The organism is Pseudomonas sp. GW821-FHT07G10 (genome assembly GCF_059418545.1).
This window is the reverse complement of sequence record NZ_JBWKQB010000007.1, coordinates 118,627-137,307: the sequence shown is the minus strand read 5'-3', so window position 1 is coordinate 137,307 and position 18,681 is coordinate 118,627. Positions and strand designations below refer to the sequence as shown.

The window sequence follows — 18,681 nt, the reverse complement described above, 5'->3', positions numbered from 1 at the left end:
TCTCAGTTTCCCGCGGCGCGACAAATCGCACCGAACTCATCTGCATTCAGGGAAGCTCCACCAATGAGCCCCCCATCGATATCCGGCATGCCGAACAGTTCGACCGCATTGGCCGCCTTCACGCTGCCGCCGTATAGAAGCCGCACACCTCGTGCGACTTCAGAATCCTCTGCCGCCAACTGGGCGCGAATGGCTGCGTGCACATCCTGCGCCTGTTGCGGTGATGCAGTCAGCCCGGTACCAATAGCCCAGACCGGCTCGTAAGCGATTACTGCCTTTGCAAATGCACCTACGCCCAAGTCCTCGATGATGCTGCCCAGCTGACGCCCGACAACCTCAAGGGTCTTCCCGGCTTCGCGCTGCTCGAGGGTTTCCCCTACACACAACACCGGAATCAAGCCACATGCTTGCGCCGCGGCGAACTTGCGATTGAGAGTCCCGTCACACTCACCCAGGATCAGGCGACGCTCGGAATGACCCACAAGCACCAGAGAACAACCTGCGTCCTCCAGCTGACTTGGCGCAATCTCGCCAGTCAAAGCACCTTGCATGGATTCCACCGCAGAATTCTGCGCGCCGACCGAAATCGACTGACCTTTCAAGCCATCAATCACTTGATTGATATACAAGCAAGGCGGGAATACCGCGACATCAACACCGCTTGGCAAGGCCAGATGACGAAGGCCATTAATCAGCTCAGCGACGCTGGCGCGGGTACCGTGCATTTTCCAGTTACCAGCTACCATAGGGCGACGCATGCTGTACCTCGTCGGTCAAAGTGGGCGCAGATGTTACCCAACCGCATCAACACTGGCAAGCCAAAATCAGGCGCAAACTTCAGTAACCAGTTTTGCCAGCTCATCGGCGTAACCACGAACCTGCGCTTCATCATCGCCTTCGACCATTACGCGGACCAAAGGCTCGGTGCCGGACTTGCGCAAAAGCACCCGCCCACGACCCGCCATAGCCGTTGTAACACGGGCGCAAGCCTCTTTCACGGTAGTATGCTCGACCGGATTTACGCCGCCCGAAAAGCGCACATTGACCAACACCTGAGGACACTTGCGCAACGCCTGGCGGGACTGAGCAAGACTCTCTTTACGGCCTTTCAATGCCATCAATACCTGCAGCGCTGCAATGATCGCATCACCGGTAGTCGTGTGCTGGAAGCAGACGATATGGCCAGAGTTCTCGCCACCGACCTGCCAGTTACGCTCCAGCAGGTCCGCTATCACATAGCGGTCACCGACATTGGCTCGCACGAATGGAATACCCAGGTCTGCGAGAGCCAGCTCCAGCCCCAGATTACTCATCAGAGTACCTACGACGCCGCCCTGCAACTTCTTACGCTCATGCAGATCACGAGCGATGATAAACAGCAACTCATCACCATCAACTACCGCGCCCGTATGATCGACCATCAACACCCGATCGCCATCACCGTCGAAGGCAATACCAAGGTCGGCATGCTCGGCAAGCACCGCCGCCTGCAGTTGCCCCATATGGGTCGAACCGCAGTTTTCATTGATGTTCAGACCGTTAGGCTGAGCTGAAAGCACCGTTACCTGCGCACCCAACTCACGAAAGACACTAGGCGCCACTTTATAGGTAGCGCCGTGTGCGCAATCGATAACGATATTCAAACCGGCAAAACTGGTACCGGTCGGCACGCTGCTTTTGCAAAATTCGATATAACGACCTGACGCGTCGTTGATCCGTGAAACCTTACCGATTTTGCTCGACTCGACCACCGTCATCGGCATATCGAGCAACTCTTCGATCATCAGTTCGATTTCGTCCGGCAGCTTGGTGCCCTGCCCGGAGAAGAATTTGATGCCATTATCGTCATGAGGGTTGTGTGAAGCACTGATGACAATACCGGCCTCGGCCTGGAAGGTGCGAGTCAGGTAGGCGATAGCCGGTGTCGGCATCGGCCCCAACAGCATCACATCGGCGCCCGCAGCAGACAACCCGGCTTCCAGGGCAGACTCGAACATGTAGCCAGAGATCCGCGTATCCTTGCCCACCAGCACCCGACAGGCGCCCATGCTTCGAAATGCCATACCCGCAGCCCAGCCGAGCTTGAGCATGAAATCCGGGGTAATAGGAAACTCGCCGACCCGACCACGAATGCCGTCAGTACCAAAATATTTTTTAGTCATAAATGCTCCATCACTCTTAATCGGCTGATTCTACCGCTTCGATCATCCGCACCACATCGACCGTCTCGGCTACGTCATGCACGCGCAAAATCCGCGCCCCTTTGACCACGGCCAATGCGGCGAGAGCCAGACCGCCATGCAGTCGCTCTCCAACCGGACGATTCAACGCCAGCCCTATCATGCTCTTTCGCGAAACCCCAACCAACAGGGGACGCCCCAAGGCATGCAGAGCCTCCATATGCTTGAAAAGACTCAAATTGTGCTGCAGGCTTTTCGCAAAACCGAAGCCCGGATCGAGGATGATCCGCCCGGGCGGGATGCCAACCATCGCACATTGAGCCATACGCTCAGCCAGAAACTCGCTGACCTCGCTTGTCACGTTTCGATATTGCGGATTGTCCTGCATATCTCCCGGCTCGCCGAGCATATGCATAAGACACACTGGCAGCCCTGTGGCCGCCGCCGCATCTAGCGCTCCATCACGTCGCAGTGAACGCACATCGTTGATCAGACCCGCACCCAGTCGCGCAGTTTCACGCATGACCGCGGGCGTCGAGGTATCGACCGAAATAGTCACATCCAGTTCACGATGAATTCGTTCGACAATGGGCGCAACGCGCTCAAGCTCTTCGATCGGCGAAACCACCCGCGCGCCCGGCCGGGTCGACTCACCACCGACGTCAATCAGCGTCGCACCAGCCGCAACCATCGCCTCGGCATGGCGCAAGGCCGCATCGAGCTGATTGAAGCGGCCGCCATCAGAGAAAGAATCAGGAGTGACGTTAAGAATACCCATCACATGAGTGCGGGCCAAATCAAGAACCCGGTTGCCGCAAGGCAACCGGGTCGAGGACTGTACAGAAGTCATTTAAAACCTTACACGTCAGCAGCCGGACCGCCGATTGGGGTTTGCGGACGTTCGTCCTGCACTACCGGAGGAGTTCCGGAAGTACCGGCACCATCCGACCAGTCGCGAGGCTCGCGCGGAGTCCGCCCAGCCATGATGTCGTCGATCTGCTCAGCATCGATCGTCTCGTACTTCATCAAGGCATCCGCCATGGCGTCGAGCTTGTCACGGTTGTCGGTAAGGATCTGCTTGGCAGTACCGTAGCACTGGTCAATGATGCTTCGCACTTCAGAGTCGATGAGCTTCGCGGTTTCACCCGAGAAACTGGCATGCTGGCCACCACCACCGCGACCCAGGAACACCTCACCCTCCTCTTCGGCGTACATCAACGGACCGAGCTTTTCCGACAACCCCCACTTGGTAACCATGTTTCGTGCGATCTGGCTGGCACGCATAATGTCGTTGGAGGCGCCAGTGGTGACACCGTCAAAGCCCAAGGTCATTTCTTCAGCGATACGACCACCGTAAAGCGAGCAAATCTGACTGATCAACGCACGCTTGGACAAACTGTAACGATCTTCTTCCGGCAAGAACATGGTGACACCCAGCGCACGACCGCGAGGGATGATCGAAACCTTGTAGACCGGATCATGCTCAGGCACAACACGACCAACGATAGCGTGACCCGCCTCGTGGTAGGCAGTGTTCTGCTTCTCTTTCTCGGACATGACCATGGATTTGCGCTCTGCGCCCATCATGATCTTGTCTTTGGCCAGCTCAAACTCTTTCATCTCGACAACGCGCTTGCCAGTACGGGCAGCAAACAACGAAGCCTCGTTCACCAGGTTGGCCAGGTCCGCACCAGAAAAGCCAGGGGTACCGCGAGCGATTACTGCCGGAGCGACATCATCACCCATCGGCACTTTGCGCATGTGGACCTTCAGAATCTGTTCGCGACCACGAATGTCCGGCAAGCCCACAACGACCTGGCGGTCGAAACGACCTGGACGCAGCAACGCAGGGTCGAGCACGTCAGGACGGTTGGTCGCGGCAATGACGATGATGCCGTCATTCATCTCGAAACCATCCATCTCTACCAGCAACTGGTTAAGGGTCTGTTCACGCTCATCGTGACCACCCCCCATGCCAGCGCCACGGTGACGACCGACGGCGTCGATTTCGTCGATGAAGATGATGCATGGAGCGTGTTTCTTCGCCTGTTCGAACATATCGCGAACACGGCTGGCACCGACACCGACGAACATTTCGACGAAATCGGAACCGGAAATGGTGAAGAAGGGCACTTTGGCTTCGCCAGCAATAGCTTTAGCCAGCAAGGTTTTACCGGTACCCGGAGGACCAACCATCAGCACGCCGCGAGGAATACGACCACCAAGGCGCTGGAACTTGCCCGGATCACGCAAGAACTCAACGAGCTCACCAACCTCTTCCTTGGCTTCATCGCAACCAGCAACGTCGCCAAGAGTGGTTTTCACCTGATCTTCAGACAGCAAGCGCGCCTTGCTCTTGCCGAAGCTCATCGGCCCGCCCTTCCCGCCACCACCACCCTGCATCTGCCGCATGAAGAACATAAAGACGGCGATGATCACCAGGATCGGGAAGCTTGCAACCAGAAGCTGGGTCCAGATGCTTTGCTGTTCAGGCTGCTTGCCTTCGACGACTACGTGGTTATCCACCAGATCGCCGATCAGGCCATTGTCCTGAATCGCAGGACGAATGGTCTTGAAGCTATCGCCATCATTGCGCTTGCCGGTAATCACATAGCCATCTACCGCTACGCGCTCGACCTTGCCATCCTTCACTTGCTGGATGAAGTCGGAATAGTTGAGGGTCTGTGGCTCGTTAGGGCTGGAGAAGTTGTTCATCACCGTCACCAGGACAGCCGCGATGATCAACCACAGGATCAGATTCTTTGCCATATCGTTCAATTAACTACCCTCTGAAGCAAGCTCCGCTATTGGCGCGCGCTTCGCATGATATTCACCATCCTAACTTACTACAGAACCTACAGATGTGGCAGGCGCCGTCTGTAACCCTTTGTGAAACCTTGACTACACGATTTTCGTTTATGCTTCACTCGTAAAGCGACACAAAAAAAACTATCACCTGCATTAAAGACGCTCATCACTCGCAGCACCTTCAATTCCGCGAAACCCGCGACCCAGCAAATACTGCTCACGGGACCTGTCACGGGAAGACAGCGGCTTGCGCATCTGCACCTTGTCGAACAACTTGCGAATGTCCTTGTGGTACTCGTCGAAGCCTTCACCCTGGAAGACCTTGATCAAAAAATCACCACCAGGACGCAAAACCCGACCCGCAAGGTCCAGCGCCAATTCGCAGAGGAACATAGCACGTGGCATATCCACAGCAGCCAATCCACTCATATTGGGGGCCATATCGGAAATCACAAGGTCTACTTGTGTATTACCTACGGCTTCGAGGATTTGTGCCAACACCGCATCCTCGGTGAAATCCCCTTGAATGAAGGTCACATCAGGGATGCTGTCCATTTCCAGGATGTCGGATGCGATCAGTCGGCCTTGGCCGCCGATCAGACGACTGGTCACTTGCGACCACCCTCCTGGCGCCGCGCCGAGGTCGATTACACTCATCCCGGGACGGATAAGACGGTCCTTCTCCTGGATTTCCAGCAGTTTGTAGCTGGCACGCGAACGATACCCGTCTTTTTGCGCCATTTTGACGTACGGGTCGTTGAAGTGTTCTTTCAGCCAGTTATGGCTTGTCTTGGAACGGGCCACGGGCCACCTCAAAATTAAACTCAAAAATAAACGGGTCGTGATTAACTGGGCGGTCCCGGACTCGCTCGGGTAAACTGGCCGCCGCTTTTTACAAGATCAGACACAGGGGTCAGATTATGCCGCTCACTCAAGAGCAGAAGAAACAGTACAAATCCATTGGCCACCATCTGAAACCAGTTTTGACTGTGGCTGACAACGGTTTGACTGAAGGTGTGTTAGCCGAACTTGAACGCGCATTGAGCGATCACGAACTGATCAAAATCAAGCTCAACATCCTCGAACGCGAATCCCGCCTGGGAGCCATTGCCGAGCTGTGCAAGGCCGGCAAGGCGGATCTGGTGCAAGTCATCGGCAAAATGGCATTGATTTACCGCAAGAACTTCAGCGTCAACAAGCAGCTGTCGAACGTCCATCGCTTCAAGTGATATCAAGGGTCAAGGGTGTGCTTCGCGCACCCTGCCACTCCACCCCGGCACCGACTGCAATACCAGTACCAATCCGGAAAAACCCAGAACAAGATAGCTGAACAAATGCCAGTGATGTGCCTCTGGCAACCACACACGCACCACGAAATACATCGCACACGCATACGACGCCATTAACAGTAACTGCCCGCGAATATCCCGCCACAGACTGGCCCGACCCTCGGCCTGAATCAGCACCAGAATCTGCAGAGCCACGCAAACGGCTGAAAACCCCACCAGCAGCGCACTCAACATATTACCAATCTCTTCGATCAGTAACGGCGCCAGGCCAATTTGACCCAGCACCGGCAGCAGACCTATGTGCAGCAGCCAGACGCCGCCAACCCAGAGCATCTGGGTCAGCTGCCAGAGCATGGCGCCCGCATGCAGCGGGCGCCTTCTTTTAGAGGTGACGGACTTCAACAATCTCATACTCGATAACGCCACTTGGCGTTTTAACCGCCACCACATCACCCTCTTCCTTGGCAATCAAGGCGCGAGCGAGAGGCGAACCGACCGAAATCTTGCCCAACTTGAAGTCAGCCTCATCCTCACCAACGATGTGATAAGTCACGCTCTCGTCGGTTTCGACATTGGCGATTTCGACGGTAGTGCCGAAAATCACTTTGCCAGTGTGAGGAATGGTCGTGACGTCGATGATGACCGCATTCTGCATGCGACCTTCGATATCACGAATCCGCGCCTCGACCATGCCCTGCTGTTCGCGGGCTGCATGGTATTCGGCGTTTTCCTTCAAGTCGCCCAGCTCGCGGGCCGTACCGATGTCCTGGCTAAGCTTCGGACGGACGACCTTGGTCAGGTGAGCGTGCTCTTCTTCCAGGGCTTTAGCGCCCTGGACGGTCATTGGGTATTTGATCATGCCTTCAATCCTGCGTGTAGATCCTGCAAGCGGCGCACGGTCTTCTCGGGACCGAACTTGAGCGCTTCACAGATGGCTTCGCCAGCAGCAATGGTGGTAGTGCAGTAGATCTTGTGCTGCAAGGCGTTGCGACGAATGGAATAGGAATCAGCGATCGACTGACGACCCTCCGTGGTGTTGATGATCAGCGTGACTTCGTCATTCTTGATCATGTCGACCACATGTGGGCGACCTTCGGTCACTTTGTTCACACGACGCACTTTCAGGCCTGCCGCTTCAATCAGCTTGGCAGTACCGGCGGTTGCGACCACTTCAAAGCCCAGGCTGATCAGATCACGGGCTACACCGGCAACCAACGGCTTGTCATCGTCGCGCACACTGATGAACGCGGTACCGCCGGTCGGGAGCACTTCGCTGGCACCCATCTGGGCTTTGGCGAACGCTTCACCGAAGGTGTCACCGACACCCATCACTTCACCGGTGGACTTCATCTCCGGGCCCAGGATCGGGTCAACGCCAGGGAATTTGGCGAATGGGAACACCGCCTCTTTCACACTGTAGAAGTTCGGAATGATTTCTTTGGTGAAGCCGATTTCCTTCAGGGTTTTACCGGCCATGACGCGAGCCGCGATCATCGCCAGGGAAACACCGATGCACTTGGACACGAACGGAACGGTACGCGATGCGCGCGGGTTGACTTCGATGACGTAGATGTCTTCGCCTTGCAACGCCAACTGAACGTTCATCAGGCCGACCACACCCAGTTCCAGAGCCATTTTCTTGACCTGTTCGCGCATCTCGTCCTGGATGTGCGCCGGCAACGAGTATGGCGGCAGCGAGCACGCGGAGTCACCGGAGTGCACGCCAGCCTGCTCGATGTGCTGCATGATCGCGCCGATCACCACGTCGGTGCCGTCGCAGACCGCGTCCACGTCCATTTCGATGGCGCAGTTGAGGAAGTGGTCCAGCAGCACCGGGCTGTCGTTGGACACTTGCACTGCTTCACGCAGGTAGCGCTTGAGCTCTTCTTCTTCGTAGACGATTTCCATCGCCCGACCGCCCAGTACGTAGGACGGACGCACCACCAGCGGGTAACCAATCTTGCCGGCAGCACGAATCGCTTCGTCTTCGCTGCGAACAGTAGCGTTTGGCGGCTGACGCAGGTTCAGACGCTCAACCATTTGCTGGAAGCGCTCACGGTCTTCAGCGCGGTCGATGGCGTCAGGGCTAGTACCGATGATCGGCACGCCAGCCTCTTCCAAAGCGCGAGCCAGTTTCAGCGGAGTCTGGCCGCCGTACTGAACGATCACACCTTTCGGCTTTTCGACACGGACGATTTCCAGGACGTCTTCCAGGGTTACCGGTTCGAAGTACAGGCGATCCGAAGTGTCGTAGTCGGTCGATACGGTTTCCGGGTTGCAGTTGACCATGATGGTCTCGTACCCGTCTTCGCGTAGTGCGAGTGCCGCGTGAACGCAGCAGTAGTCGAACTCGATGCCCTGGCCGATACGGTTTGGACCGCCACCCAGGATCATGATCTTGTCGCGCGTCGAAGGGTTGGCCTCGCACTCTTCCTCGTAGGTCGAATACATGTAAGCGGTGTCGGTCGCGAACTCTGCAGCGCAAGTGTCGACACGCTTGTAGACCGGATAAACCTCAAGCTTGTGACGGTGGCGACGCAGGGCCTTTTCTGTCACACCCAGCAGCTTGGCCAGACGCGCATCGGAGAAGCCTTTGCGCTTGAGGCGGTACATCACGTCACGGTCGATGGTGGCCAGACCGAGAGTCTTGACCCGCTCTTCTTCCTTCACCAGATCTTCGATCTGTACGAGGAACCATGGATCGATCATGTTCATGCCAAAGATATCTTCGACAGTCATGCCGGCACGGAAAGCATCCGCGACGTACCAGATACGCTCGGCGCCCGGCACGGTCAGCTCGCGCTTGAGTACACCCATGCTTTCCGGATTGCTCAGGTCAAGCTTCGGGTCCAGACCGGATACGCCTACTTCCAGGCCGCGCAGGGCTTTTTGCAGGGATTCCTGGAAGGTCCGGCCGATAGCCATGACTTCGCCGACCGACTTCATTTGCGTGGTCAGACGAGCGTCAGCCTTAGGGAATTTCTCGAAGGCAAAACGTGGGAGCTTGGTAACGACGTAGTCGATAGACGGCTCGAAAGAGGCCGGGGTCTTGCCGCCGGTGATTTCGTTCTGCAGTTCGTCGAGGGTGTAACCGATCGCCAGCTTGGCTGCGACCCGGGCAATCGGGAAGCCGGTGGCCTTGGAGGCCAATGCCGAGGAACGGGATACCCGTGGATTCATCTCGATCACAACCATGCGACCAGTGTCCGGGCAAATACCGAACTGCACGTTCGAACCGCCGGTTTCCACGCCGATCTCACGCAGTACCGCCAGGGAGGCGTTACGCAGGATCTGGTATTCCTTGTCGGTCAGGGTCTGAGCTGGCGCAACAGTGATCGAGTCACCGGTGTGCACGCCCATCGGGTCAAAGTTTTCGATCGAGCAGACGATGATGCAGTTGTCCTTCTTATCGCGGACAACCTCCATTTCGTACTCTTTCCAACCGATCAGCGATTCGTCGATCAGCAGCTCTTTGGTCGGCGACAGGTCCAGACCGCGGGCGCAGATTTCTTCGAACTCTTCACGGTTGTAAGCGATACCGCCGCCGGTGCCGCCCATGGTGAAGGACGGACGGATAATGCATGGGAAGCCGAGTTTATCGAGAACCGCGTTGGCCTCTTCCATGCTGTGGGCGATGCCGGAACGCGGACAGGCCAGGCCGATGGATTTCATCGCCTTGTCGAAACGCGAACGGTCTTCAGCCTTGTCGATGGTGTCAGCGTTGGCGCCGATCATCTCTACGCCGAACTTTTCCAGAACGCCTTCACGCTCCAGGTCCAGGGCGCAGTTCAGAGCGGTCTGGCCGCCCATGGTCGGCAGCAGCGCGTCCGGACGCTCTTTCTCGATGATCTTGGCAACAGTCTGCCACTTGATCGGCTCGATGTAGGTAGCGTCGGCCATGTCCGGATCGGTCATGATGGTCGCTGGGTTGGAGTTCACCAGGATGACGCGGTAACCCTCTTCGCGCAGGGCTTTGCAGGCCTGGGCGCCGGAGTAGTCGAATTCACAGGCCTGGCCGATAACGATCGGGCCAGCGCCGAGAATCAGGATGCTTTTAATGTCTGTACGTTTTGGCATGGGTAGTCACTCAAATCCGCAGGTCCGACGGCAATCCCCCGAGGAGAAGCCGTCTTGATCAATCTCTGAAGTCCTTCGGGGGCCGCCGGATTACCGGGGCCACCCTCAGGAGCTTCTCGCTACATGCTCAAGGCCAGCGATTAACGTCGCTTGGCCATCTCGTTGATGAAGCGATCGAACAGTGGCGCCACATCATTCGGACCAGGACTGGCTTCAGGGTGACCCTGGAAGCTGAATGCGCTCTTGTCGGTACGCTCGATGCCTTGCAGGGTGCCGTCGAACAGCGATTTGTGGATCGCGCGAACGTTGCCTGGCAGGGTCGCTTCGTCTACCGCAAAACCGTGGTTCTGGCTGGTGATCATGACGACGCCGGAGTCCAGATCCTGAACCGGGTGGTTCGCACCGTGGTGACCATGACCCATTTTCACGGTCTTGGCGCCAGAGGCCAAGGCCAGCAGCTGGTGACCGAGGCAGATGCCGAACACCGGAATCTCGGTTTCAAGGATGTCCTTGATCGCCTGGATTGCGTAGTCGCAAGGCTCTGGATCACCTGGACCGTTGGACAGGAATACGCCGTCCGGCTTGAGCGCCAGGACTTCGCTGGCCGGGGTTTGTGCCGGAACGACGGTCAGGCGGCAGCCGCGCTCTACCAGCATGCGCAGGATGTTCACCTTGACGCCGTAGTCGTAGGCAACCACGTGGTAGGGCAGTTCGGACGCGTCGATGGTCGCGTGACTGTCGGTTTTCAACTCCCAGACAGTGGAACGCCACTCGTAGCTTGACTGGGTGCTGACGACTTTCGCCAGATCCATGCCTTTGAGGCCTGGAAAACCGCGTGCAGCTGCAATCGCTGCTTCATCGGAAATGTTGTCGCCGGCCATGATGCAGCCGTTTTGTGCGCCTTTTTCACGCAGGATGCGTGTCAGGCGGCGAGTGTCGATACCGGCGATCGCCACAACGTTGTTGGCTTTCAGGTAATCGGACAGGGACATCGTGTTACGCCAGTTGCTCGCAACCAGTGGCAGGTCGCGAATTACCAAGCCGGCCGACCAGACACGATCCGACTCGGCATCTTGCGGCGTGGTGCCGGTGTTGCCAACGTGCGGGTAGGTCAGGGTAACGATCTGTTGGGCATAGGAAGGATCGGTAAGGATTTCCTGATAGCCGGTCATTGCGGTGTTGAACACCACCTCACCAACGGTTTGACCGTCGGCTCCAATGGCTTCGCCGCGAAAAATGCTGCCATCAGCAAGGGCGAGTATGGCTGGCTTAGTCAAGAAGACCTCCCGTAAATAAAGCCTGAAGGGCAATCGCAGGTTGCAAAAAAGCGGAATGACGTATAGACACGTCACCCCGCTTCTTCGTCGAATTATCTGCGCGCTTTTAGTGGACACACTAAAGCTGTAGCTTACAGAAAAAGGCTTTTTTGGTCCACCGCTAATGAGCCTTAAAGGCAGGAGAATGCGACAGGGCGTCGCTTAGCGGTTGAAAACAGGGCTCAAACTCACGTTCGAACCCTGTTTGCGGCACATCTCAACGCAGGTCGAGCACGTCCTGCATATCATACAGACCAGGCGCACGACCATCGAGCCACAAAGCGGCACGAACGGCACCCTTGGCGAAAGTCATGCGACTCGACGCCTTATGAGTGATCTCCAGTCGCTCGCCCTCACAGGCGAACAGCACCGTATGATCACCGACAACATCACCACCACGAACGGTGGCAAAGCCGATGGTTTCGCGCTCGCGCGCACCGGTATGGCCTTCACGCCCATAGACCGCAACCTTCTGCAGATCACGATCCAACGCACTGGCGATGACCTCGCCCATGCGCAAAGCCGTACCTGAAGGCGCATCGATCTTGTGCCGATGGTGTGCTTCGATGATTTCGATATCGGCATCATCGCCCAGCACGCGAGCCGCCATATCGAGCAGCTTCAGCGACAGGTTTACGCCGACACTGAAATTGGCCGCGAACACGATCGCAATGTCCTTGCCCGCCTCGACCAGCAGCTGCTTTTCCGTGGCGCCCAATCCCGTGGTGCCGATCACCATGGCCTTGCCCGCCTTGCGGCAGAATGCCAGGTTTTTCAGCATGACCTCCGGGAGCGTGAAGTCGATCAACACATCGAACTCGTCAGCCACCTTCTCCAGGCTGCCGGTCAACGACACACCGATACGCCCCAGCGATGCCAGCTCACCGGCATCCACCCCGATCAAAGTACTGCCGGGACGCACGATCGCTGCGGTCAAACCAGTGAGCGGCGCGCGCTGCTGCACCGCCTCGACCAGGATCTTGCCCATGCGCCCGGCAGCGCCCATCACAGCTATACGTCGCATGCCTGCCTCCTTACAGATCGCCAAAGAAGCGCTTCACGCCTTCGAACCAGCCGGTCGTTTTGGGCGAATGAGTATTGTCGTCCGCCAAGGAATTGCGAAGCTCTTCGAGCAGTTCACGCTGACGACGACTCAGATTGACCGGAGTTTCGACCGCAACACGGCACATCAAGTCACCCGCACCACCACCACGAACCGGCGCAACGCCCTTGCCGCGAACCCGGAATTGCTTACCGGTTTGCGTACCTTCAGGAATCCTCAGCTTGACCCGGCCATCGAGCGTCGGGATCTCCAGCTCACCACCCAGTGCAGCATCAACGAAGCTGATCGGCACTTCGCAGAACAGGTGTTTGCCATCACGCTGGAAGATCGCGTGCTCGCGCACATTGATGACCACGTACAGGTCGCCAGTCGGCCCACCCTGAGTACCCGCTTCACCTTCGCCAGACAGGCGAATACGGTCGCCGGTGTCAACGCCAGCCGGCACTTTTACCGACAGGGTTTTGGATTCTTCGACACGACCCTGGCCATGGCAGGAGTCGCATGGATCGGCAATGACCTTGCCTTGGCCATGGCAACGCGGGCAGGTTTGCTGCACCGAGAAGAACCCCTGCTGCATCCGCACCTGACCAATACCGCCACAGGTCGAGCAAGTGATCGGCGAGGACCCCTTCTTGGCACCGGAACCATCGCAAGGCTTGCAGTTGACCAGTGTCGGAACACGGATATTCACGGTCGTGCCGCGCACCGCTTCTTCCAGGTTCAGCTCCAGGGTGTAACGCAGATCGCTGCCGCGCTGAGCGCCACCACGAGAACCGCCGCGACCACCGCCGAAAAAATCACTGAACACATCACCAAAGATGTCCGAGAAATTCTGACCGCCAAAACCGGCACCGCCGCCCCCCATGCTCGGGTCAACGCCTGCATGGCCATACTGATCGTAGGCAGCACGCTTGCTGGAATCGGACAGCACTTCATAGGCCTCATTGGCCTCTTTGAACATATCTTCCGATGCTTTGTCATCGGGATTACGGTCCGGGTGGTGCTTCATCGCCAGACGACGGTAAGCCTTCTTCAGGTCCGACTCGCTGGAGCCGCGCTCCACACCCAACACTTCGTAATAATCACGCTTTGCCATAATTCTTTGCACTCTTAAGGACGTTCGGCAAACCCCTCCTGAGCCTCGCCAAACTCGTTGAGCCCCAATACAGGCCCGGACCCAACTCACGTCAATTCAACGATCCTGGTCTTTGATTTGCGGCCAATAAACTGGCCCGCGGATGCGGTATTTGTTGACCGAAAAGCAGGAGCATCCCGACCGTACCGCCAGCACCCGAACGTTGTCGCATGCTGTAAAAATTCACTTACTCCAGACACGCCAACGCGGGAGCAAGCTCCCGCGCGGCGACATCCTACCAGTCACCGCCCGAACGCAGTCAACCGGCCGACCAACAAGCTAGCTTACTTGTGGTCTTTTACTTCTTCGAACTCAGCGTCGACAACGTCGTCAGCTTTTCCAGCGGATTCAGCTGGCTTGGCCGCTGCGTCCGCCGGATTGGCTTGCTCTGCGTACATTTTCTGAGCAATCGGGGCAGACAGCTTGGACAGTTCTTCAACCTTGGCATCGATGGCAGCCTTGTCGTCGCCTTTAACAGCGGCTTCAAGTGCAACCAGAGCAGCTTCGATCGCAGTCTTCTCTTCAGCAGTCACTTTGTCGCCAGCGTCTACGATCATTTTACGAGTAGAGTGAACCAGGGCATCACCCTGGTTACGGGCACTGGCCAGCTCTTCGAACTTGCGGTCTTCGTCAGCGTTGACTTCAGCATCGCGAACCATCTGCTGAATTTCGTCCTCGGACAGACCGGAGTTGGCCTTGATCACGATCGACTGAGTCTTGCCGGTAGCCTTGTCTTTGGCGCCTACGTGCAGGATGCCGTTGGCATCGATGTCGAAGGTCACTTCGATTTGCGGCACGCCACGTGGAGCTGGCGGAATCTCGGCCAGGTCGAACTTGCCCAGAGACTTGTTCTGCGCGGCTTGCTTACGCTCGCCCTGCAGTACGTGAATAGTCACTGCGCCCTGGTTGTCATCGGCAGTCGAGAACACTTGGGATTTCTTGGTAGGAATCGTGGTGTTTTTCTCGATCAGCGCAGTCATTACGCCGCCCATGGTTTCGATACCCAGCGTCAGCGGAGTGACGTCGAGCAGCAGAACGTCTTTCACATCACCAGCCAATACCGCGCCCTGGATAGCAGCACCCATGGCTACAGCTTCGTCCGGGTTAACGTCTTTACGAGCTTCTTTACCGAAGAACTCGGTCACCAGCTTCTGAACCAGTGGCATACGGGTCTGACCGCCGACCAGGATCACGTCGTTGATCGCGCCTATGTCGATACCAGAATCCTTGAGTGCAATACGGCATGGCTCGATGGTGCGCTGAACCAGGTCTTCAACCAGCGCTTCCAGCTTGGCGCGAGAGATTTTCACGTTCAAGTGCTTGGGACCGGTAGCGTCTGCGGTGATGTACGGCAGGTTGACATCGGTCTGCAGGCTGGAGGACAGCTCGATCTTGGCCTTTTCAGCAGCTTCTTTCAGGCGCTGCATCGCCAGCGGGTCACCCTTGAGGTTCATGCCGCTTTCTTTCTTGAATTCGTCAACGAGGTAGTCGATCAAACGAATATCGAAGTCTTCACCACCGAGGAAGGTGTCACCGTTGGTGGACAACACTTCGAACTGGTGCTCGCCATCGACTTCAGCGATTTCGATCACGGAAACGTCGAAAGTACCGCCACCCAGGTCATAAACGATCACGGTGTGATCGCCCTTGGCCTTGTCCATACCGTAAGCCAGAGCGGCTGCGGTTGGTTCGTTGATGATACGTTTTACGTCCAGACCCGCGATGCGACCCGCATCTTTGGTGGCCTGACGCTGACTGTCGTTGAAGTAGGCCGGAACGGTGATCACCGCTTCGGTCACCGACTCACCGAGATAGTCTTCGGCAGTCTTCTTCATTTTCTTCAGGATTTCAGCCGAAATCTGAGGCGGAGACATTTTCTGGCCGTTGACTTCGACCCAAGCATCGCCGTTGTCAGCCTTGACGATCTTGTAAGGGACCATCTGGATGTCTTTCTGTACGACTTCTTCGTCAAAACGACGACCGATCAAACGCTTCACCGCATACAGGGTGTTGTGCGGATTGGTCACAGCCTGACGCTTGGCCGATTGGCCAACCAGGATTTCACCGTCGTTGGCATATGCAATGATCGACGGTGTGGTACGCGCGCCTTCAGCGTTTTCGATGACTTTGGCTTTGCCGTTTTCAAGAACGGAGACGCAGGAGTTGGTGGTCCCCAGGTCGATACCAATAATTTTGCCCATGTTAACTCTCCCGAAACTTTGGATTTGGTTGCCGCAGCAGTGGTGGCTAACTGCGGTAGCACTAAAACGTTTGACTTCTAAATGGGGGCCTTGCGGCTAATTTCAAGCTTGCTCGTCAATCGAAGGCGAAACTGCCGCAGGCGCCTTGCTGACCACGACCATGGCCGGACGCAGCAAACGACCATTGAGCTGATAACCCTTTTGAAACACCTTGAGCACGCTGTTTGGCTCGACGTCGGCGCTTTCCTGCATGGCCATCGCCTGATGAAGTGCCGCATTGAAAGGCTCGCCTTCAGGATCAATCGCTTCCAACTGATAACGCTTCAGGGTGTCCTGGAACATTTTCAGGGTCAGTTCGATCCCTTCGCGCATCGGACGGATGCTTTCGTCGTCCGGGTTGGACATCTCCAGACCACGCTCGAGGCTGTCGATGATCGGCAGCAGATCGCCAGCAAATCTTTCCAAGCCAAACTTGTGGGCTTTTTCCACGTCTTGCTCGGCGCGACGGCGGACGTTCTGCAGATCGGCAGCAACACGCAAAGCCTGATCATGGGCGCCAGCCAGTTGCTCTTCGAGCAGTTGCACACGAGCCGCCAGGTCATCACCCGAAGCCTCGGGAGCCTGATCGGCGTCTAGATTTTGCGTATCCAGCGTCTGTTCGTCAGCCATAGTTTTCTCCTTTCAATTTCGTCCGCGAGCTCGACTCGCTCTTCTGCCCCGGTATATGGGGTCGCAATTTTCAGCTTCAAGGGCTGACAGAGCGGCAAAAACCCTTAACCCTTCATAAAGCCCGGATATCACAATTCCCGAGTGCGCTAAAAAACATCGCGACTCAAACAAATCAAGCTAAGGGAGGGCATTGTCAGCCAGAAACAAAACACTGTATAAATATCCACACCTAAAGCCTGGGAGCGGCCTCTATGCTGGTTCACCTGTCTGTACATAACTACGCCATCGTTGAACATCTCGATCTGGAACTGGATCGCGGGATGAGCGTAATCACAGGCGAAACCGGCGCCGGCAAGTCGATCATGCTCGACGCCCTGGGCCTGACCCTGGGTGATCGCGCCGACAGCGGCGTCGTTCGCCCAGGCGCAGACAAGGCCGATATTCTGGCGACCTTCGACCTGGTGGACATTCCAGAAGCCAGCGCATGGCTGGCCGAACGCGACCTCGACAGCGACGGCCCGTGCATTCTACGCCGGGTAATCACTGCCGAAGGGCGATCGCGCGGCTACATCAACGGCAGCCCCTGCCCGCTCGGCGACCTGAAAGCCCTCGGTGAGCTACTGATCGACATTCACAGCCAGCATGAACATCAGTCCCTGCTGAAAACCGACACCCATCGTCGCCTGCTCGACGAATACGCTGGCGCCACTGATCTGGCCCGCCAGGTACAGCTCGCCGCCCAACGCTGGCGCCAGACACGACAGGAACTGGAGCATCTCTCCAATTCTGGCGATGAACAGCGTGCCCGGCATCAATTACTCAGCTACCAACTCGAAGAGCTGGAAAACCTGGGTCTTGGCGAGAATGAGCTGGAGCAGCTGGAACAAGAGCACAAAAACCTGACCAATGCCGAAACCCTGCTGGGCATTTGCCGGCAAGTTGTCGAACAGTGCAGTGAAAGCGATTCAGGAAATGTCCTCAATGCCCTGACGGCCAGCCTTAATCGTCTGTCGAGCGTGAATAATTCAACAGGCGCCTTGGGCGAGGCAACCAATTTGCTGACGAGCGCGCAGATTCAGGTTGAAGAGGCCGTTGGCGAACTGAATCGGTTTCTCGATCACTTCGACGCCGATCCGGCACGCCTTCAGCAACTCGAGGAGCGCCTCGATGCGATTTACACCCTGGCCCGCAAACACCGTATCCAGCCCACCGAAGTCTCAGACATGCAGCAAAAGCTGCTGGATGAGATCGAAACGCTGAACGCCAACGACGAATCCATCGAGCGACTGAGTGATGAGCTGGCGTCATTCGCCCGGCATTATCAGGAGAAAGCCAGAGAGCTGAGCGATTTGCGCCATCAGGCTGCAACGAGCCTGGCCAGCGCCGTCGAAATTGAAATTCAGCGCCTGGGAATGCCCGGCGGACGCTTCACCATTGAGCTGCACCCCAACACCAGCAATGAACTACTGCCTAATGGCCTGGAACAGGTGGAGCTACTGGTCAGTGCCAACCCCGGGCAACCGCTCAAGGCGCTGGCCAAAGTAGCGTCAGGTGGTGAGCTTTCACGCATCAGCCTGGCAATCCAGGTGATTACCGCGCAAACGTCCCGAGTGCCGACGCTGGTGTTCGACGAAGTGGACGTGGGTATCGGCGGGCCGACAGCCGAGATTGTCGGCCAGTTGCTGCGCCGACTGGGCGAGCGCGGGCAAGTCCTGACCGTCACCCACTTGCCGCAAGTGGCTGCCCAGGGCCATCAACACCTTTTCGTGCACAAAGTACGCGGCAGCGATGCCACCCACACCGCTGTATCCAGACTGGGCAAAACCGAACGGGTCGAAGAAGTGGCGCGCATGCTGGGTGGCATTGATCTCACCAAGGAGTCCCTGGCACACGCGAAAAAGATGGTTGTCACCGCCAAAATCTGAGGCAGCAGACAGCACGAA

General features: G+C 57.0%; 15 protein-coding genes. 2 read left to right on the top strand and 13 right to left on the bottom strand.

What is annotated here, in order from left to right; genetic code table 11:
* Positions 1-2: 2 nt before the first annotated feature.
* The 5 genes from tpiA to rlmE form a co-directional block, all read right to left on the bottom strand.
* Complete coding sequence (tpiA, locus tag AC07O1_RS11445) at positions 3-758, bottom strand: triose-phosphate isomerase (protein WP_495023354.1); 756 nt, start codon at positions 756-758, stop codon at positions 3-5.
* 66 nt (positions 759-824) lie between these two features.
* Complete coding sequence (glmM, locus tag AC07O1_RS11440) at positions 825-2,162, bottom strand: phosphoglucosamine mutase (protein ID WP_495023355.1); 1,338 nt, start codon at positions 2,160-2,162, stop codon at positions 825-827.
* Between the two features lie 16 nt (positions 2,163-2,178).
* Positions 2,179-3,030 (bottom strand): dihydropteroate synthase, encoded by an 852-nt coding sequence (folP, locus tag AC07O1_RS11435; protein ID WP_495088839.1) that lies wholly within the window; start codon positions 3,028-3,030, stop codon positions 2,179-2,181.
* Between the two features lie 8 nt (positions 3,031-3,038).
* Complete coding sequence (ftsH, locus tag AC07O1_RS11430; RefSeq protein WP_495023422.1) at positions 3,039-4,949, bottom strand: ATP-dependent zinc metalloprotease FtsH; 1,911 nt, start codon at positions 4,947-4,949, stop codon at positions 3,039-3,041.
* A 192-nt stretch (positions 4,950-5,141) separates the two neighbouring features.
* Complete coding sequence (gene rlmE / locus AC07O1_RS11425) at positions 5,142-5,792, bottom strand: 23S rRNA (uridine(2552)-2'-O)-methyltransferase RlmE (protein ID WP_419118816.1); 651 nt, start codon at positions 5,790-5,792, stop codon at positions 5,142-5,144.
* 116 nt (positions 5,793-5,908) lie between these two features.
* On the opposite strand from rlmE, the gene AC07O1_RS11420 reads away from it, so the two are divergent.
* Positions 5,909-6,217, top strand: coding sequence for a YhbY family RNA-binding protein (locus AC07O1_RS11420; protein ID WP_494995349.1), 309 nt, complete (start codon positions 5,909-5,911; stop codon positions 6,215-6,217).
* 9 nt (positions 6,218-6,226) lie between these two features.
* Here AC07O1_RS11420 and AC07O1_RS11415 read toward each other — a convergent pair whose 3' ends face one another.
* From AC07O1_RS11415 to grpE, 8 genes are all read right to left on the bottom strand, one after another.
* Positions 6,227-6,631 (bottom strand): MFS transporter, encoded by a 405-nt coding sequence (locus tag AC07O1_RS11415; protein WP_495023357.1) that lies wholly within the window; start codon positions 6,629-6,631, stop codon positions 6,227-6,229.
* 28 nt (positions 6,632-6,659) lie between these two features.
* Positions 6,660-7,136 carry a transcription elongation factor GreA gene (gene greA / locus AC07O1_RS11410; RefSeq protein WP_495023358.1) on the bottom strand — a complete coding sequence of 159 codons (477 nt, stop codon included), beginning with the start codon at positions 7,134-7,136 and terminating at the stop codon, positions 6,660-6,662.
* Positions 7,133-10,354: a carbamoyl-phosphate synthase large subunit gene (gene carB / locus AC07O1_RS11405; protein ID WP_494995352.1), complete on the bottom strand. Its 3,222-nt coding sequence runs from the start codon at positions 10,352-10,354 to the stop codon at positions 7,133-7,135. Before carB ends, greA begins: the two co-directional genes overlap by 4 nt.
* A gap of 140 nt (positions 10,355-10,494) precedes the next feature.
* Positions 10,495-11,631 (bottom strand): glutamine-hydrolyzing carbamoyl-phosphate synthase small subunit, encoded by a 1,137-nt coding sequence (carA, locus tag AC07O1_RS11400; protein WP_494995353.1) that lies wholly within the window; start codon positions 11,629-11,631, stop codon positions 10,495-10,497.
* A gap of 256 nt (positions 11,632-11,887) precedes the next feature.
* Positions 11,888-12,694: a 4-hydroxy-tetrahydrodipicolinate reductase gene (dapB, locus tag AC07O1_RS11395; protein ID WP_494995354.1), complete on the bottom strand. Its 807-nt coding sequence runs from the start codon at positions 12,692-12,694 to the stop codon at positions 11,888-11,890.
* A gap of 10 nt (positions 12,695-12,704) precedes the next feature.
* Positions 12,705-13,829, bottom strand: coding sequence for a molecular chaperone DnaJ (gene dnaJ, locus AC07O1_RS11390; protein ID WP_495023360.1), 1,125 nt, complete (start codon positions 13,827-13,829; stop codon positions 12,705-12,707).
* Between the two features lie 323 nt (positions 13,830-14,152).
* A complete protein-coding gene (gene dnaK, locus AC07O1_RS11385) occupies positions 14,153-16,069 on the bottom strand; it encodes a molecular chaperone DnaK (protein ID WP_494995356.1) in 1,917 nt (638 codons plus the stop codon).
* A 102-nt stretch (positions 16,070-16,171) separates the two neighbouring features.
* The gene (gene grpE, locus AC07O1_RS11380; RefSeq protein WP_494995357.1) at positions 16,172-16,738 is read right to left on the bottom strand and encodes a nucleotide exchange factor GrpE; all 567 of its coding nucleotides are present in this window, start codon (positions 16,736-16,738) and stop codon (positions 16,172-16,174) included.
* A gap of 251 nt (positions 16,739-16,989) precedes the next feature.
* Here grpE and recN point away from each other — a divergent pair, with 251 nt between their 5' ends.
* Positions 16,990-18,663, top strand: coding sequence for a DNA repair protein RecN (recN, locus tag AC07O1_RS11375; RefSeq protein WP_494995358.1), 1,674 nt, complete (start codon positions 16,990-16,992; stop codon positions 18,661-18,663).
* Positions 18,664-18,681 lie beyond the last annotated feature (18 nt).

Excerpts from the sequence above, each read along its gene's own strand:
- tpiA (WP_495023354.1), bottom strand. The coding sequence starts at position 758 with ATGCGTCGCCCTATGGTAGCTGGTAACTGGAAAATGCACGGTACCCGC.
- glmM (WP_495023355.1), bottom strand. The coding sequence starts at position 2,162 with ATGACTAAAAAATATTTTGGTACTGACGGCATTCGTGGTCGGGTCGGC.
- folP (WP_495088839.1), bottom strand. The coding sequence starts at position 3,030 with ATGACTTCTGTACAGTCCTCGACCCGGTTGCCTTGCGGCAACCGGGTT.
- ftsH (WP_495023422.1), bottom strand. The coding sequence starts at position 4,949 with ATGGCAAAGAATCTGATCCTGTGGTTGATCATCGCGGCTGTCCTGGTG.
- AC07O1_RS11420 (WP_494995349.1), top strand. The coding sequence starts at position 5,909 with ATGCCGCTCACTCAAGAGCAGAAGAAACAGTACAAATCCATTGGCCAC.
- AC07O1_RS11415 (WP_495023357.1), bottom strand. The coding sequence starts at position 6,631 with ATGCTCTGGCAGCTGACCCAGATGCTCTGGGTTGGCGGCGTCTGGCTG.
- greA (WP_495023358.1), bottom strand. The coding sequence starts at position 7,136 with ATGATCAAATACCCAATGACCGTCCAGGGCGCTAAAGCCCTGGAAGAA.
- carB (WP_494995352.1), bottom strand. The coding sequence starts at position 10,354 with ATGCCAAAACGTACAGACATTAAAAGCATCCTGATTCTCGGCGCTGGC.
- dapB (WP_494995354.1), bottom strand. The coding sequence starts at position 12,694 with ATGCGACGTATAGCTGTGATGGGCGCTGCCGGGCGCATGGGCAAGATC.
- dnaJ (WP_495023360.1), bottom strand. The coding sequence starts at position 13,829 with ATGGCAAAGCGTGATTATTACGAAGTGTTGGGTGTGGAGCGCGGCTCC.
- dnaK (WP_494995356.1), bottom strand. The coding sequence starts at position 16,069 with ATGGGCAAAATTATTGGTATCGACCTGGGGACCACCAACTCCTGCGTC.
- grpE (WP_494995357.1), bottom strand. The coding sequence starts at position 16,738 with ATGGCTGACGAACAGACGCTGGATACGCAAAATCTAGACGCCGATCAG.
- recN (WP_494995358.1), top strand. The coding sequence starts at position 16,990 with ATGCTGGTTCACCTGTCTGTACATAACTACGCCATCGTTGAACATCTC.